This is a genomic window from Pseudomonas sp. E45-MNA-CIBAN-0222, from assembly GCF_040310405.1.
Taxonomy (GTDB): Bacteria; Pseudomonadota; Gammaproteobacteria; order Pseudomonadales; family Pseudomonadaceae; genus Stutzerimonas; species Stutzerimonas stutzeri_AC.
This window is the reverse complement of record NZ_JBEOPU010000004.1, coordinates 55,954-72,633: the sequence shown is the minus strand read 5'-3', so window position 1 is coordinate 72,633 and position 16,680 is coordinate 55,954. Positions and strand designations below refer to the sequence as shown.

At 66.0% G+C, this 16,680-nt stretch carries 10 protein-coding genes and 1 pseudogene; 1 reads left to right on the top strand and 10 read right to left on the bottom strand.

Going from position 1 to position 16,680, the window contains the following annotated elements; all coding sequences use genetic code 11:
* Positions 1–51: 51 nt before the first annotated feature.
* The 10 genes and pseudogenes from AAEZ08_RS07530 to AAEZ08_RS07485 form a co-directional block, all read right to left on the bottom strand.
* The gene (locus AAEZ08_RS07530; protein WP_500124003.1) at positions 52–1,455 is read right to left on the bottom strand and encodes a glycosyltransferase family 2 protein; all 1,404 of its coding nucleotides are present in this window, start codon (positions 1,453–1,455) and stop codon (positions 52–54) included.
* On the bottom strand, positions 1,452–2,576 hold the full coding sequence (locus tag AAEZ08_RS07525) for a HEAT repeat domain-containing protein (protein ID WP_017245987.1): 1,125 nt from the start codon (positions 2,574–2,576) through the stop codon (positions 1,452–1,454). Before AAEZ08_RS07525 ends, AAEZ08_RS07530 begins: the two co-directional genes overlap by 4 nt.
* A complete protein-coding gene (locus AAEZ08_RS07520; protein ID WP_279646714.1) occupies positions 2,566–3,702 on the bottom strand; it encodes a YaiO family outer membrane beta-barrel protein in 1,137 nt (378 codons plus the stop codon). Before AAEZ08_RS07520 ends, AAEZ08_RS07525 begins: the two co-directional genes overlap by 11 nt.
* Positions 3,699–4,088 carry a response regulator transcription factor gene (locus AAEZ08_RS07515; protein ID WP_011911301.1) on the bottom strand — a complete coding sequence of 130 codons (390 nt, stop codon included), beginning with the start codon at positions 4,086–4,088 and terminating at the stop codon, positions 3,699–3,701. Before AAEZ08_RS07515 ends, AAEZ08_RS07520 begins: the two co-directional genes overlap by 4 nt.
* Positions 4,085–6,961, bottom strand: a pseudogene (locus AAEZ08_RS07510) (CHASE3 domain-containing protein). Before AAEZ08_RS07510 ends, AAEZ08_RS07515 begins: the two are co-directional and overlap by 4 nt.
* Before the next feature lie 127 nt (positions 6,962–7,088).
* On the bottom strand, positions 7,089–8,729 hold the full coding sequence (locus tag AAEZ08_RS07505; protein WP_500124002.1) for a diguanylate cyclase: 1,641 nt from the start codon (positions 8,727–8,729) through the stop codon (positions 7,089–7,091).
* Complete coding sequence (locus AAEZ08_RS07500; protein WP_003282388.1) at positions 8,722–9,111, bottom strand: response regulator; 390 nt, start codon at positions 9,109–9,111, stop codon at positions 8,722–8,724. The genes AAEZ08_RS07505 and AAEZ08_RS07500 overlap by 8 nt, the downstream gene beginning before the upstream one ends.
* Positions 9,108–11,519, bottom strand: coding sequence for a PAS domain S-box protein (locus AAEZ08_RS07495; protein ID WP_500124001.1), 2,412 nt, complete (start codon positions 11,517–11,519; stop codon positions 9,108–9,110). Before AAEZ08_RS07495 ends, AAEZ08_RS07500 begins: the two co-directional genes overlap by 4 nt.
* A gap of 73 nt (positions 11,520–11,592) precedes the next feature.
* Complete coding sequence (locus AAEZ08_RS07490) at positions 11,593–11,979, bottom strand: response regulator (RefSeq protein ID WP_058063269.1); 387 nt, start codon at positions 11,977–11,979, stop codon at positions 11,593–11,595.
* 48 nt (positions 11,980–12,027) lie between these two features.
* Positions 12,028–15,006: a PAS domain S-box protein gene (locus AAEZ08_RS07485; RefSeq protein WP_058063268.1), complete on the bottom strand. Its 2,979-nt coding sequence runs from the start codon at positions 15,004–15,006 to the stop codon at positions 12,028–12,030.
* A 356-nt stretch (positions 15,007–15,362) separates the two neighbouring features.
* Between AAEZ08_RS07485 and desA the strand changes: the two genes are divergently transcribed.
* Positions 15,363–16,553, top strand: a complete 1,191-nt coding sequence (gene desA / locus AAEZ08_RS07480; protein WP_125023975.1) for a delta-9 fatty acid desaturase DesA — start codon at positions 15,363–15,365, stop codon at positions 16,551–16,553.
* Positions 16,554–16,680: the final 127 nt, after the last annotated feature.

Below are 16,680 nucleotides of genomic sequence, written 5' to 3'. Positions count from 1 at the left end.
CATGGTGGATCGATGAAGCGTGATCCACCCTACGGTTTTTTGAGCGTTCAGCTAGCTTTGCCCCCACTGCCCGCTGCGACGCATTGCGCCCCAGTGGTGCTTGCGTCGCGAGAACCATTGCCAGAGCCCGCGGCAGCGCCAGACGGTATTCAGCTGGCGGTAGCCGAAGTTCTCCAGCACGGCCATCAGAAACAGCTGCAGCATGTCACGTCGGCGGCTGTAGACGCGGAACGACATGGTCTCCAGCAGCAGGCCGTTGACCGACAGCAGGATGCCCATGCCGATCGCCACCAGCAGGAAGGCTGCCAGCGCGGCGTAGGACACCGCACCAAAGGCAAAGCCCCCGAGCATGAAGCCGTAGCCGACCAGTTCGATCAGCGGGCCGATCCACTCGAACAGTGCCATGAACGGCCAGGCCAACCAGCCCGGCGTACCGCCACGCAGGCTGAAGGCCAGCCGCGCATGCCGGCTCAGGCTTTCGGCCAGGCCGCGTTGCCAGCGGCTGCGCTGGCGGCCGAGGGTGCCGAGGTCTTCCGGGCATTCGGTCCAGCAGATCGGATCGGGCAGGTAACGAATGCGGTATGGGATGCGTCTTTCGCGGTGATAGCGGTGCAGCCGCACCACCAGTTCCATGTCCTCGCCGACGGTATCGGTGCGATAGCCGCCGACCGCCATCACCCGTTCGCGGTCGAACAGGCCGAAGGCCCCGGAGATGATCAGCACGGCATTGAGCGGCGACCAGCCGAGACGGCCGAAGAGAAACGCACGCAGGTATTCGACGATCTGGAAACGCGCCAGCCAGTTGCGGGGCAACCCGGCCTGGATAAGAAAGCCGCCACGCACCTGCGAGCCGTTGGCGATGCGCACGGTGCCGCCGGCGGCAATGGTGCGCTCGTCTTCGAGGAAGGGCTGCACCACGCGCAACAGGCTGTCGCGCTGCAGGATCGAGTCAGCGTCGACACCGCAGAACAGGCCGTAGCGCGCGGCATTGATACCGGCATTCAGCGCATCGGCCTTGCCGCCGTTGGCCTTGTCCACCACCCGCAGATTGGCGTAGCGGCGCGAGCGATAGATGGCCTGCACCGGCTGGTGGGCGACGGCCTGGCGCAACGGCTCGGGGTGCGGCACCAGGTCGAATTCCTCGATGAGCACGGCCAGGGTGCGGTCCTTCGAACCGTCGTTGATCACCACGATCTCGAATTCGGGGTACTGCAGCTGCAGCATCGAGCGCACCGAGGTGCGGATCGTCGCCTCTTCGTTGAAGGCCGGCATGAGCACCGACACCGGCGGTTCGACGCCGAGATAAGGCGCCAGCTCGCCGGTTTCTGCGCGCTGGCGGATGTAACCCATCAGGCTGCCCATCGACAGCAGGTTGAGCAGCAGGTACATGCCGTTGAGCAGCAGGAAATAGAGGATGAAGGCGACCTGCAGCCACCACAGCCAGTCGACCGTCACCGGCGCACCTCCGCGATGGCCCGGCGCAGGGCGTCCCTGCCGTAGCGGTCGTGCACCTGCTCGAGCAGCTGCTGCAGCGCGTCCGGGGATGCGCCGGGCAACGTCGCCAGGCTGTCGGCGGCGGCCTGGCGCACCCACCAGCTGCGGTCGGCGAGCAGCGGCAGGAACAGCTCGCTGTCTTCCCGACGTGCCTGCTTGTGCAGCGCCAGCAGGGCGGCCAGGCGTACGCCCTCCTGCTCGTGGCCGAGGGCGCGCAGCAGGCGCGGGCGGTCGCGTGGGTCGCCAAGCTCGCTGAGGCAGCGCAGCGCCACCTGCAGCTGCTCGACAGGCGCCCCCTGGTCCAGCCGTGCCCGCGCCCAGGGCGCGGCATGGCGCGGGTCGCCATGCACCAGCAGGCCGACCAGTCGCTCGCGGCGCGGGTCTGGCGAGCTGGACAGCACGATCAGTAGCGGCGTGGTCACTGCCTGCTCGCCGGCCTGCTGGCACAGGCTGACCAGGCGCGGCAACGCCCAGTCGGGGCGTTCCACCGCCGCCGGCAGGATCAGCTGCATGGCCTTTGCCGGGTCCATGGCCACCAGCGTCTGCGCGGCGGCCAGGGCGACGATGGCGTTGCGGCTGAGCAATAGCGGCTGCACCGCGTCCCAATGGGTAGGGTCGGCCAGATGGCGCAGGCAGGTGAGGCCGATCAGCTTGCTTCGCACCCGCCCCCGTAACAGGAGCAGCGCCTGACGATCCATCCCCAGGGCGACCAGTGCGCGGTTCATGCGCTCGCGGGCGGCGCCGCGCAACTGCAGCTGGGTGCGGTTCCACTGCAGCAGAAACCAGAGCTGATGCCGCCGCGGCAGCGACGCGTGGGATGTCGGCACGTCATCGCTGAGGCTGCAGAGGGCGAAGTAGGGGCGCCACTGTTCGTTGAACTGCTGCCGGCGCACCGCTCGCCGGCGCGACAGTTCGCCGAGCAGCAGCACCTGCAGCAGCACCAGCAGCGTCAGCGCCCCGAGGCCGAAGGCGCAGTACAGCGCCAGCTGCAACATGCGGTCTTCCGGCCAGACGTGCAGCCAGAGCCGAGCGGGCGCCTCGCACAGCCAGGGAGGGCAGCCGGTCAGCAGGTCAGAACGCATGGCGCAGGCCGATCTGCAGCCACTGTCGGTCGTAGTAGCTGCCCTGCTGGTGATAGCCGACTTCCCAGCTCAGCGCCCAGCGGCTGTCGAACCAGTGGCGGCCCTGCAGGCTGATGGCGCGCACGTCGCTGGTGATCAGCTGCTGCTCTTCCACCGCTTCTTCCTCGCCCACGGTCAGGCGCAGGCCGGCGTAGCTCAGCCCCCGGTAGTAGTAGTCCAGCGCCAGATCGTGGCCGATCGGCGTGCCGGCGTTGGCCACGTCGGTCACGTTCAGGGTGTAGCCGGCGCGCCAGGCGTTCCAGTAACGCTCGGCGCTCAGCGCGAGGCGGTCGACGCGGGTGGTCTCGTACTCGGTGCGGCGAACGCTGACGGCACCGAGGTAGCCGTCCGGCAGGCGCCGTTGCAGGCGCAGATCGGCATGCCACTCGGGCAGGAAATAGGGTGAAGGCTGATAGCCGACCTCCGGCTGCAGCGTCCAGTTGTCGTCGAGCGGAATCACCGCGCCGGCCTCGACGCCTTCGTCCCATTCGCCGAAGCGCTGCTCACGCAGCAGCGCACCGTACCAGCCAAGGCTTTCCGGCCGGGTCGAGGTGTAATCCAGGCGCTGGCTGCGCCAGTTGTCGAAGCCGCTGTCCAGCCAGTCCTGACGCGCCGAGATCTCCAGCTCGTGACGGCGCTTGGTCGCGGCGGCCGTCACGGGTAGCGGGGCGGTCGCCGTGGTGGGCACGGTCAGCGCGGCGCGTGCCTGCTGGATCACCTGCTGCACCTCGGCGTAGTCCGGCGCGATCCTGGCGGCCCGTTCCAACGACGCCAGCGCGCGTTGCGGGCGCCCGGCCCAGAGCAGTGCCTGGCCCTCGCCGAGCAGGTAGTCGGCATTGTCCGGCTGCTGGCGCAGCAAGCGCTGGTAGATCGGCAAGGCCTGTTCCGGCCGGCCCTGCCAGCTCAACACCCGGGCCAGCAGGAACTGCGCGTCGGCGTCTTCCGGGTGCTGCGCCAGGTGTGCGCGCAGGGTCGCTTCGGCAGCGTCCAGTTGCTGCGCCTGCACCTGTCGCTCGGCCGTGGCGATATCCGCCAAAGCCGTGGTGCAGGGTATCGCCAGGGCAAGCAGCAGCAGCGCGCGCTTCACCGGCGCCCCCTCAGCAAGCGACGAATGCGTGCCAGCAGTTCCTCCGGCTGGAAGGGTTTGGTCACGTAGTCGTCGGCGCCCAGTTCCAGCGCGCGGACGATATCCACCTCGCGTGCCTTGGCGGTCAGCATCAGCACCGGCACGCTTTCCCAGCCGGCCTGTGCCCGTAGCCGTTCGATCAACTCCAGGCCGTCGTGATAGGGCAGCATGATGTCCATCAGGGTCAGGTCCGGTGGGGCGGCCTGGGCGAAGTGGTCGAGCGCCTGGCGGCCATCGGCGGCATGGTCGACGACGAAACCGTGGCGTTCGAGCATGTAACGGATGAGGAAGGCGATGTCTTCTTCGTCTTCCACCATGAGGATGCGCTTGCTGGCGGATTCGCTCATGCATGAACCTCGTCAGAGTGAGTGTGGCCCGGTGGCCAGTGCTGCAACAGGTGCTGAATCAGCCTGGCCAGCTCGTCGCCGTCGTGACGGGACTTGACCAGCTGGCGCAGCGCCAGGCGGTTGTCCTGGATTGGGGTGTCGAGCGCGGAAAAGATGATCACCGGTGGGGGCGGAATGCTCTGCGCCAGCTGGTCGAACAGCTCGGTGCCGTCGCCGTCGGGCAGCATCAGGTCGATGATGGCGAGATCGAAGGGCTGCGCGCTGATCAGCTGACGCGCCTCCTGCAGGGTGGCGGCGCCGGCCAGCTCGACGTCGAGCATGGCGATCTGCCTGGCCAGCAGCACGCGCAGGTCGTCGTCGTCCTCCACGTGCAGGATGCGCGGTTTCGACCCGCCGAGCTGCAGGCAGGCGCGAATTACCTCCATGACGCGGGAAGGGTCGATCGGCTTGTGCAGCCAGTCGATCACGCCTACCGCACCGCCGCGCAGCAGGCCGTCATCCTCATCCCGGCGCTGCGGCTGCACGCTGACGATCAGCACCGGCAGGTTGCGGTAGTGGTGTTGGCTGCGCAGGCTCTGCAGGAAGGCCACGCTGTTCTCATCGTCCAGCGCCGGGCTGAGGGTCAGCGCCTGGACACGGTGCTGGCCGAGCAGTTCGCGTGCTTCGGCGGCAGCATGGGCGATCAGCGTGGCATAGCCGTGCTGGTGCAGCGCCTCGGCCAGCTGCTCGGCGGCGTGGCAGTCGGGTTCGAGGATCAAAATAAGGGGCGTCTGCTGCGGCGCCGAGCCGAGGCTGAGTGGCTGCGCCGGTGCCTGCGGCTGGAGCGGCTGGGCGTGTTCCTCCAGCGGCAGCTGCAGCCAGAAGCGCGTGCCCTGGTCCGGCTGGCAATCGAAGCCGATCTTGCCGTTCATCTGCTGGACCAGCGAGCGGGTAATGGCCAGCCCCAGCCCGGTACCGCCGCGCTGACGGGCATCGGACGAATCGGCCTGGGCGAAGCGCTCGAAGATGCGCGAGCGGAAGGCTTCCGGTATGCCGGGTCCGCGATCCTGCACCCCGATCTCGAGCCTTTCGCCGCTGCGTCGCAGGTCGACCGTCACGCGTCCGCCGGCGGGGGAATGCTTGATCGCGTTGGACAGTAGATTGGCCATCACCTGAGCGAAGCGGTCAGGGTCGAGGGTTGCTTCACTGGAGGCCAGCTCGGGGGGGTCGAGGAATTCCAGGGTGACGCCGTAGTCCTGCCCGTACGGCGTGATGTCCGACAGCGCCTGCTGGACGAGCGGCCACACGTCGTGTCGGCCCAGGTTGAACGCCAGGCGGCCCGCTTCCAGCTTCTCGATATCGAGGATGTCGTTGATCAGGCGCACCAGCCGCTCGCTGTTCTTGTGAGCAATGGTCAGCAGCGGACGGGCCTCGTCGCTGAGCTGCCCGGCAATACCGCCGATCAGCATGCCGAGCGCGCCGCGAATGGCGGTCAGCGGGGTACGTAGCTCGTGGCTGACGGTGGAGATGAATTCGGTCTTCATCTGCTCCATGCGCCGGCGCAGGGAGACGTCCACCGCCACCGTGACCACATGGCAGGTGCGCGCGGAGATGCGCAGCGGTCGCTTGACCACCTGGAACCAATGCTCGGTGCCGTGGGCGTCGGTCAGGGCGACCTCGGTGGTGCGCAGCTCCCCGCTGCCGCTCGCCAGGGCCGCCAGTTCGTCGTCGCCCAGCAGCAGCGGTCGCAGCAGGCGAGCGGAAGCCACCTCGTCGGGGTGGCGCTGCTCGATATCCTGCGGACGCACGTCGAGCAGGGCGGAGAGCGCGGTGTTGCAGAGCAGGAAGCGGCCCTGGGCGTCGCGGACGAAGATGAGGTTGTCGTCGGTGTCCACCACCCGGCGCAGGAACAACTGCTGGTCGTGGAGGCTGTCACGGCTGCGCTGCAGCTCGCTGATGTCCCGCGCGATCGCCAGGTGGTCGCCCAGCCCGGTGGGCATCAGGCGAACCTCGAAGGTGCGCCGGGTCTGCACCTAGCACCAGGTGTTCTGCCGCAGACCGCTGTCTTCGTGCTGCTGGAGCAGGTCGTGCAGCAGGGGTTCGATGGCCGCGGGCTGGGGCGCCCGGCGAGCCGTTCCCGCGGCCAGGCTGGATATCTGCTGTCGGTGGTCCACCGCATAGAGGTAATCCGGAATGGCCTGCAGCAGCGCTCCGAGCCGGGCCTCGCCTGCCTGCGCCGCGCCGGCCAGCTGCTGGCGGATGCGCAGATTACGGTGTACCGCCCAGAAGGCGATGAGAAGCAGCGCGACCACCACCAGGCTGCCGATGAGGGCCAGACGCTGGGCGCGCTCGGTCGTCTGGGCAACGGCGTTGCTGGCTGCTTTCAGCTCGCGCCGCTCCTGTTGTTCCACTGCGTTGAGCAGCGCCCGCAGGCGATCCATCAGCAGGTTGCCGCCGGCGCCGCGCAAGCGCTCGGCGGCCGCCTGCAGGCCGGCGTCGCGGCGTGCCTGGACATTGCCGGCAGCCACCTGCAGGCGTTCGGCGATGGTTGCATCCAGCGTGCGGAACCAGCGCTGGTCGGGATAGCTGCGGCCTTCGACCAGTTGTTCCAGGCTCCGCCGATAGCCCTCCAGCTGATTCAGGCCGCGCTCGTAGGGTTCGAGGTAGCTGGCATCGCCGGTCAGGATGAAACCGCGCGAGCCGGTTTCGATGTCCTGCAGGGAGGAGAGGATGGCCTGGACCGAGGTGATGACCTCCAGGCTATGGCTGACGGCCCGATTGGTCTGCAGCAGCGTTTCCTGGGTCCGCTTGCCCTGCCAGCCAAGGGCGGCGAGCAGCGCGAACGCAGCCAGGAATGCGATTGAATGCCAACCGATCGCGAGTCTTGCGGGCAAACCGGACTCCTTCCGCGGGGGAGACTGCATGGAACCCTGGCCGCCGCGCGATAGCGGAAACACCGGGACTCCCGAATATAGTCAGACCCCACAGACGCGGAGCGGTTCGCGACGAACGGTAGCGCCCTCAGCGCTCGGCGACCTGCACCTGATTACGGCCCTGGTGCTTGGCCAGGTACAGCGCCTGGTCGGCGCGCTCCAGCAGGACGCTGGCGGCGCTGTGCTCATCGGTTTCGCAGATGCCGGCGCTGAAGGTGACGCGAAACTCCTGATGGTCGCCCGCATTGAACGTCAGGGCGGCGAAGCGCACGCGGATCTCGTCGAAGATGCGCCTGGCCTGCAGCGCGCTGCATTCCGGCAGTACCGCGACGAACTCCTCGCCGCCGTAGCGGCCGAGGCTATCGATGCGACGCAGGCGCTGGCGCAGCAGGTTGGCCAGGGCGCGGATCACGTTGTCGCCGGCGGCGTGCCCATAGGTGTCGGTGACCTGCTTGAAGTGGTCGAGGTCGAGCATCACCACGCTTGCCGGTTTGCCGCTGCGGCTGCTGCGCTGCACCTCCAGTGCCAGCTGTTCCTTGATGTCGGCGTGCTTGAGCAGGCCGGTCAGGCTGTCGCGGGCCAGCGCGGTGCTCAGCGAGCGGGCACGCTGGGCATGCGAATAGACACCGGCCACCAGCGCGCTGTCGCTGATCGGCTTGGTGATGAAATCGTCGCCGGCCTTGAGCAGGGCGGCCATCTGCCGGTGGGTGTCGGTTTCCGCCGACAGGTAGATGATCGTCACCCGCAGCCACTCGTCATGCAGGCGGATCATCTGCGCCAGCTCCGGGCCCGAGCATTCCGGCATGTTGACGTCCAGCAGCACGACCTCGGGGTTGAAGCTGCGCATGGCGTCCAGCACGCGGGTCGGTTCGGTGAGGGTCTGCACCTGCATCTGCGCGTTGCGCAGCACCAGGCTGTAGCGCGCCGCCAGCTCGGCGTCGTCGTCGACGATCAGCACACGGAAGGGCTCGCCCTGCTGGCGGTCGAGGCAGCGTTCCAGGCTGTTTTCCAGCTGGGTAATGTCCAGCGGGCGGACGAAGAAGCCCTGGGCACCGGCGCGCACCGCGGCCAGCTGGCTGGCGAAGTCGTTGCGATCGTGGATCACCAGCAGCGGCAGGGGTTGCTCCAGGCTCTGCTGCAGCGCCGCCAGTGCATCGAACTCGCCTTCATGTTCGATGCCGACGATCAGCGCATCGGGCAGCTCGTTGGCCAGGGCCTGCTCGAGGGCGGCGAAATCATGCCACTGGCTGACCATGTAGCCGAAGTTGCGCAGGGTCACCGCCATGCTGGTGGCGGCGATCGGGTCGCGCTTCATCAGGTAGATGCGGCAGCCCGGCGCCGGCTCTTCGTGGTGCACCGGCAGCGCCGCTGCGCCTTCGCGCTCCTGCCCGGGTGTCTCGCTGGCCAGTTGCAGCAGGGCGGCGGCGAAGGCATCGGCGGCGCGACTGCCGGGCTTGGCCGAGTCCAGCCAGCGATCGGCGCGCTGTTCGAGCTGCCGGGCGTTGTCCCCGAGGCTGGCGAAACCGAAGGTCCCGGCCGCGCCCGCCAGGCGATGGAGTCGCTCGCGCACGCTCAGCATCAGCTGGCGGCGACTGCCGGTGGCGCGGGTCTGCTGCAGGTCACGGGCGAGCGTTGCCAGTTCCGCCAGGTCCGCCTGCAGGCGTTCGCCAAACTGCTGCTCAAGCTGGGTGAGCTGTTCCTGCAGCGCCAGGCGGGCACGCTCATCCATGCTCGGCCTCCCACACCTGCTGCAGCTGGGAGGCCAGCTGCAGGGGGTCGAAGGGTTTGTTCAACACCTGGCGCACACCGAGCTGGCGCAGCTCCTGCAGCCGCTCGGGCTGCAGATGGCCGGTGAGAAAGACCACCGGAATCTGCTGCAGGTCCACCAGATCGCCGAGTTGGCGGACCAGCTCGATGCCATCCATCTGCGGCAGCATCACATCGAGCAGGATCAGGTCGGGGGCGAACGCCTGAACCTGGTCCAGGGCCGCCTGTCCGGACGGACAGCTGAGCACCTCGAAGCCGCCGATCTTTTCCAGGGCGATGCGCGTCACCACCTGAATGGAAGGAACGTCCTCGACGTGCAGGATGCGCTTGAGCTGTCTGTTCACGAACTCTCCTTGGTCTCGCCCCGGACGGGCAGCTCGAACCAGAAGCAGGCGCCCTGGCCGGGTGCGGATTCGAAGCCGATCTGTCCGCCCATGTGCTCGATCAGCTCCTTGCTGATCGCCAGACCGAGGCCGGTGCCGCCCTGCTGGCGGCTGTCGGCCGAATCGGCCTGGGCGAACTTCTGGAATACCCGTTCACGGAATTCGTCGGAAATCCCTGGGCCCCGGTCTCGGACGCTGACCCGCACATGGCCGTCACGCATGCGGGCCGACAGTTCGACCTGCTCGCCGGGCGGCGAAAACTTCGCGGCGTTCGACAGCAGGTTGCTCAGCACCTGCTGCAGGCGCATGGCGTCGATTTCCACCTGCACCGCCGGGCAGTCGCCCAGGCGCAGCTGCACGCCATGGCGTTCGGCGTAGCTGCCATTACTGCGCAGGGCCAGCTCCAGCTGCGGCAGTAGCGGCTGCTCGAGCAGGTCGAAGCGCATCTTGCCGGCGTGCAGCTTGTCCATGTCCAGCAGGTCGTCGATCAGTGCCCCGAGGCGCTGGCTGTTCTGCTGGGCGATGTCCAGCAGCTCGCGCATCTGCCCGGGAACCTCGCCCATGACATTGGAGCAGACCAGCGCCAGCGCGCCGGTGATGGAGGTCAGCGGCGTGCGCAGCTCGTGGCTGACCGTGGAGATGAATTCGCGCTGCAGACGCTCGATGCGCTTGCGCTCGGTGATGTCGTGCAGCACGGCGACAGCGCCCAGCAGCTGGCCATCGGAGGTGTACAGCGGATCGGCGTTGGACAGCACATGGCGCGGCGTGCCCTGGCTGAGCAGGACCATCTCGTGATCGATCACGTGTTCGCCGCCAAGGGCGCGGCGCAGCGGGATCTCTTCCGGCTGCAGCGGCGTGACGCCATCGGCCCGGTACAGCTGGTAATGGCTGGCCCATTCGTCCGGTGACACCGGCGCGGCATCGGCGCCGTGCCATTGCTTGGCCTTCTCGTTGAACAGGGTCAGATTGCCCTCGGCGTCGCAGGCGATCACCGCCTCGCTCAACGCTTCGAGCAGACGCCGGTTCATTTCCTGCTGCTTGTCCAGCTCCAGCTGCTCGGCCTTGCGTGCGGTGATGTCGGTGACGAAACCGTGCCAGAGCACCGAGCCATCGACCTGGCGCAGCGGTGTGGCGCGCGCCTCGACCCAGATCAGGCCCTTGCGTGGGTGGTCGACGCGGTGCTCGCTGTGCCACGGCGTGAGCTCGGCGGCGGCCTTGCGGATGCTGCTCAGCAGGGTGCTGCGATCGAGTGCGTGCACGCGCCCGACGATGGGCGCGAAGCTGCTGGCCAGCTGCCCTGGGCTAAGCCCGTAGATCTGCTCGACGCCTTCGCTGACATAGGGAAAGCAGGCCGCCCCATCGGGGCGCCAGTGGAACTGGAAGAGCATACCCGGCACCTGCGCGGCGATCTGCTGCAGGCGCAGCTGCAATTGCTCCTGATAGGCCAGATCGTACGCATTGACCAGATAGCCACGCAGCAGCTCCTGCTCGTCATGAATCGCGGAAACACCGAGCAGCACAGGCACCTCGGCGCCGTTGCGATGACGCAGCCGCCACTCGGACATCTCCCGCCGGCCGCGGTGAAGCGGAGCGGCGAGCACGGCGAAATCGGCCGTGATCGGCACCTGCAGTTCGCTGGAAAGGATTGCTGCGCGGCGCTGCAGGGTTTCCGGGTTGAACAGCGCTACGGTCAGCGGATGGCCGACCAGCGCCTGTTCGCTGTAGCCGAGCAGGCGCTCTGCAGTGGGGTTGACACTGGTGATGACGCCGTCCGGGCGCGTCACCAGCACGGCGCTGGATGCGCTGTCGAAAATGGCCTGCTGCAGGGCTGCCTGCTCGGCATGACGGTGCGCCAGTAAGTGCTGCTCGAACAACCGAATGACCTGGCGGGCAAGACGCTCAAGCGTTTCGCGTTGCCCCGCACTAAGCTGTCTTGGGCGACGGTCGATCACACAAAGCGTGCCGAGGTTGTAACCGTCCGGCGAGGTCAGCGGTGCCCCGGCATAAAAACGAATTTTCGGGTCGCCGATGACCAGTGGGTTAGCGCTGAACCGTGCGTCCTGCAGCGTATCCGGGACCTCGAAGATCGCCTCACCGAGGATGGTGTGGGTACAGAAGGAAATCTCCCGTGGGGTTTCGCAGACATCCAGGCCGACGCGACTCTTGAACCACTGGCGCCGGTCGTCGACCAGCGAGATCAGCGCAATGGGCGTGTCGCATATCTGCGCAGCCAGCTCGGTGAAATCGTCGAAAATGCTCTCTTCGGGCGTATCGAGGATCTCGTAGCGCAGCAATGCCGCCAGGCGCGAAAGCTCGCGGGGCTGGGCGGAGAATGGCGTCGACGCTGGGCTTGCTTGCGGTGACTCCATCGTCGGTGCCTTGCTGGTTCAGTGAATGTTGGCCAGGTCGGACGGCGAGTCGCGACTGGACATCGGCGTCTGGCTAGTATCGGCCAGCAAGCCAGATGCTGCGAATCTGCTCGGCCAGCAGCATCGGATCGAATGGCTTGACGATCACGTCGCGCGCACCGAGCTTGCGCAGATGCTCGATCTCACTCGGCTGAACCTTGGCCGTCATGAATGTTACCGGAATCTGCTCGAGGTCGATCCGTTCACGCAGCTTGAGCAGCGTCTGCGGGCCATCCATACCCGGCATCATCACGTCCAGCAGGATGAAATCGGGGGCGAAGGCTTCGACCTCTTCCAGCGCCTGTGCGCCGGAGGAGCAGGACAGCACTTGGTAACCGCCAATAGCTTCCAGGGCGAGTTTGGTCACCGCCTGAATCGATGGGTCGTCTTCAACGTGAAGGATGCGCCTGAGCTCGGCCATTGTGTCTCCGTGGGTCGGTTTGCATGCGCGTCCGCAACAACGGAAGCATCAGGGTTGTTCGCTGGCCGCCGACGCGAGCGGTAGCTCACACCAGAAACAGGCGCCATGGCCGGGTTCGGAATCGAAGCCGATGTGGCCATGCATGTGTTCGATCAGCTCCTTGCTGATGGCCAGGCCTAGCCCGGTACCGCCTTTCTGCCGCGTATCAGACGAGTCGGCCTGGGAAAACTTCTGGAATATCCGTGTGTGGAATTCGGGCGCGATGCCCGGGCCCTGATCACGCACGCTGATCCGCACCCAGTCGCCGCGGCATTGCGCGCCGAGCGAGACGGTGCCGCCTTCAGGCGAGAATTTGACCGCATTGGAGATGAGATTGGCCAGTACCTGCTGTAACCGGTCGTCGTCTGCTATCAGCTGCAGCTCGGGCATTGGCAGCAGCTCCAAGTACACGCCGAGCGTGGCCGCATACGCATGATTGGCCCCCATAGCCAGCTGCAGCTGTGATGCCACCGAATGCTCGCGCAGCTCGAGCGTCATCTTGCCGGCGACGAGCTTGTCCATATCCAGCAGGTCGTCCACCAAACGGCCCAGGCGCTGGCTGTTCTGATGGGCGATGCTCAGCATCTGCAGCATGGCGGGCGATGGCTCGCCCAAGGCGCCACCGACGATCAGACCGAGCGCGCCGGAAATCGAGGTCAATGGCGTGCGCAGCTCATGACTGACGATGGACACCAGCTCGCTTTTCATCCGCTCGATGCGTTTGCGCTCGGTGATGTCGCGCACCAGCCCGATGAACTTGCGCTCGCCGTGGTGGCTGATCTGCGAAACCCGCAGCTCGATGGTGAAGGTTTCGCCGGTGCGGCGCAGGGCGGTGAGCTCGCGGTTCTGTTCCAGTGCGTGGGAAACGCCGCGGCGATCGTAGGCCTCGAGATAGCCGTCATGGGCCCCGCGGTCGGGTTCGGGCATGAGCATCGACAGGTTGCGACCGATCATTTCCTCGCTGCTGTAGCCGAAAATCTGCTCGGCGGCGTGGTTGAAGGTCTCGATGACACCGCGCGCGTCGATGATGATGATGGCGTCGATCACGTTGTCGATCAGCATGCTCAGGTAACGCTCGCGCTGCAGCATCTCCTCCTTGGCCAATGCCTGGTCGGTGACGTCCCAGATGAAGCCGTCGCACCAGCCGACCGGGTCGTCGCGCTCGTGCAGCACGCGGGCTTTCTCGCGCACATACACGGTGCGGCCCTCGGCGTTGGTGAGCCGGTAGATACTCTCGAACGTATCCTGCTCGGGATGTTGTCGGGCCAGCGGCAAGTCGTCGGCGTGGATCAGGCTGGCGAAGCTGCGCACGCGGTCGCCGACGAAATCGCTGGCCGGATAGCCGGTCAGGCGTTCGATGCCGTCGCTGAGGTAGCTCATGCGCCGGCGACCATCGTTGCGACAGCGGTAGACCACGCCCGGCAGGTTGCCAACCATGGCGCGGAAGCGGCTCTCGCTCTTCTGCAGCGCACGGGTTGCCTCCATCAGCTCCGTGATTTCGGTGACGAAGCCATGCCACAGCACCGTTCCGTCGGGCAGCCTTTCGGCCGTCGCACGGCCTTCGGCCCAGAGCAGGCCGCGCTGCGGATGCTGAATGCGAAATTCGACCGCGCCGGTGCCCGGATCGGCTGCCAAGCGCAGCAATGTGACCTTCAGGCGAGGCAGGTCATCGGGATGAACATGAGCCAGTGCTTGGGGCGCATCCTCGAGCAACCGCTGCGGGTCGATACCGTATAGCTCCCGCGCACCTTCGCTGGCGTATAGGAAGGCGTAGCGACCACTGGGGAAGCGCTTGAGCTGAAACACCACGCCTGGCAGCAGGCTGGCAATCTTCTGCGCCCGATCCAACAGCCGCTGGCGCCGACGGCCTTGCTGCTGTTGAGCGAACTGATACTGCTGCTGCACGCTGGCCCGTCGCTGCAGCAGGAACGCCAGCATTAGCAACAGCGCTTCGACGACCAGCCAGGCCAGGCCCCATTTGATCAACAGCCGACGCTCGGCCTGCTGATGTTCACGCTGCATGGCGCTGATATCACGCCAGACCAGCGCCGCCGCCAGCAGTGGCCGCGATGGCGCGGCCTGACGCTCACCGTGAAGCGGAATCTGGTTGAGCATGTAAGTGCGCCCGTCAGCGCTGAGCAAGCGCGAGGCCGGGCCGCTTTCCGGCTCCGGCAGCATGCCCGTCTGTGACCAGTGCAGGATCTGCGTCGCCGAGTGGCCGATCAGCAGCCAGCGCCCGTCACCGCTCATCTGGACGCCACTGGGCGGCGTACGCTGAGCGGCATGCACGGCATCGCGATTGACGATCAAGGCCAACCCAGCGGCGAGTTGATCGCTGAGATCAGGCAACTCCGGAAGCACGTTATAGCCAACCTCCAGGGCGCCAATGACGTCGCTGGAAGGATCATCTGCTGCCCGCAGCGCAATGATGGCGCGACTGCTGACGCCCCGGTCGTCGACCTCCATGCCGAACTGCCCGACACCCTCGTCGAGCACACGCTGCAGCAACGGCCGCTGCGTTGCGGCAGCATCGCCGAAACGTTCCGGTTGCTGCATGCGCAGCAGAGCAATTCCGGCTTCGCCCCAGAAAACCTGCAGCTGCAGGGCCTGGTGGCGCTGCATGGCGCTCCAGGCCGGTGTCAGCGTCGTGCGCAGCCGCTGGCGCAGCAATTGGACTTGCGGATCGTCCAGCGTCAGTCCATCGCGCAGGGCAGTATCGATCTGACGAACATGGCGCAGGAGTTCGGCATTTCCGGCCAAGGCTGCGGCGACCATATCGGCCTGTCGACGCTGACTTACCTGCGCACTCTGCAGCGCCATGCTCTGCAGCTCACCATGGTTTTCGATTTCCAGATGCCAAGCCGCGTCGCGGGCGCGAAAATCATTGAAGGCCAGACCGCCAAACAGCAGCACCAGTAGCAGGCTGCCAAGGGCGAAGATCCGGTGGGGGGTCGAGATGCCGGCGTTACTCATCAGCGGGCCGGCCATAGCCTGAAATGCAGCGCTCGACGTGGCCTGGCAGTACGCTGCATTGAGGCTGCGCAGAGCGGTACCCGACGCACGACGTTTGCATGAGCCACAACTTTCCAGAGCGAAAAGAAAACGATGATAGCGCTATGCCAGCACAGTCGATAGCGAGTCTTGCTGACATGATGTGAATTCGATGCAAACTCAGGTCTGAAAAACGTAGAGATTTCAGCCGAATCTGGCTAAAAAATCACCAGCTTTTAGACGGTCGGTCAGCCGAGTTTCTAGACTCCCCACAGGGTGATGTTAGGCTGCAGGAAGGCTCACGCTGGCGAAAGCCTCGTTGCCGCACACCTATTCAAGAGGCACCCGATACTATGTGGCACACCGGTTTACTCGACCTTTCCGTCTGGCAGCTCATCGCGACCACGCTGTTGCTGACTCACGTCACCATCGTCAGCGTCACGGTTTACCTGCATCGCTATTCGGCGCATCGCTCGCTCGAGCTGCATTCAGCGCTCAAGCACTTCTTCCGCTTCTGGCTGTGGCTGACCACGGCGATGAACACTCGCGAATGGACCGCCATCCACCGCAAACACCACGCCAAATGCGAAACCCCGGATGACCCTCACAGCCCTGTTCACAAGGGTTTGAGCACGGTGGTGCGCAAAGGCGCCGAGCTGTACATGGAGGAGGCGAAGAACGAGGAGACGCTGCGTATCTACGGCAAGAACTGCCCGGACGACTGGATCGAGCGCAACCTGTATTCGCGCTTTCCCAATGCCGGCATCGTGCTGATGCTGCTGATCGATCTGGCACTGTTCGGCGTCGTCGGCCTGAGCATCTGGGCCGTGCAGATGATCTGGATTCCGTTCTGGGCCGCCGGTGTGGTCAATGGCCTCGGTCACGCGGTCGGCTACCGCAACTTCGAGTGTCGCGACGCGGCGACCAATCTGGTGCCCTGGGGCATCATCATTGGCGGCGAAGAGCTGCACAACAATCACCACACCTATCCCAACTCCGCCAAGCTATCGGTACGCAAGTGGGAGTTCGACATGGGCTGGGCCTGGATACGTCTGTTCAGCCTGTTCGGGCTGGCCAAGGTGAACCGCACCGCACCCATCGCTCACCGCATCGAAGGCAAGCAGCTGCTGGATATGGACAGCGCCATGGCAATCCTCAACAACCGCTTCCAGATCATGGCGCAGTACCGCAAGTTGGTCATCCTGCCTCTGGTGCGCCAGGAAATCGGCCGTGCCGACGCCACCCTGCGTCACCAGTTGCGTCGCGCCAAGCGCCTGCTATCGCGCGAGCCAAGCCTGCTGCAGGAGGAGCAACAGGCGCATATCGACGTCATGCTGGAGCAAAGTCAGGCACTCAAGGTGATCTACGAAAAGCGCCTGGCACTGCAGCAGATCTGGACGCGAACCAGTTCCAACAGCCACGACATGCTTGCCGCCATCAAACAGTGGGTCACCGAGGCCGAAGCCAGCGGCATCCAGTCGCTGCGCGAATTTGCCGAACATCTGCGGACCTACTCGCTGCGCCCGTCCGTCGCCCCTGTTTGACCTTCGATCAGCTCAAGCACCGGGCGCAGCGGCGCCCGGAACTTTGCGGCCTGGCGCCCCTCTGAACAGCATTCTTTACTCTATGCAGTACCGCTGCCCTGCGCAGCGGTCGTTTCAGGAAGAAGGC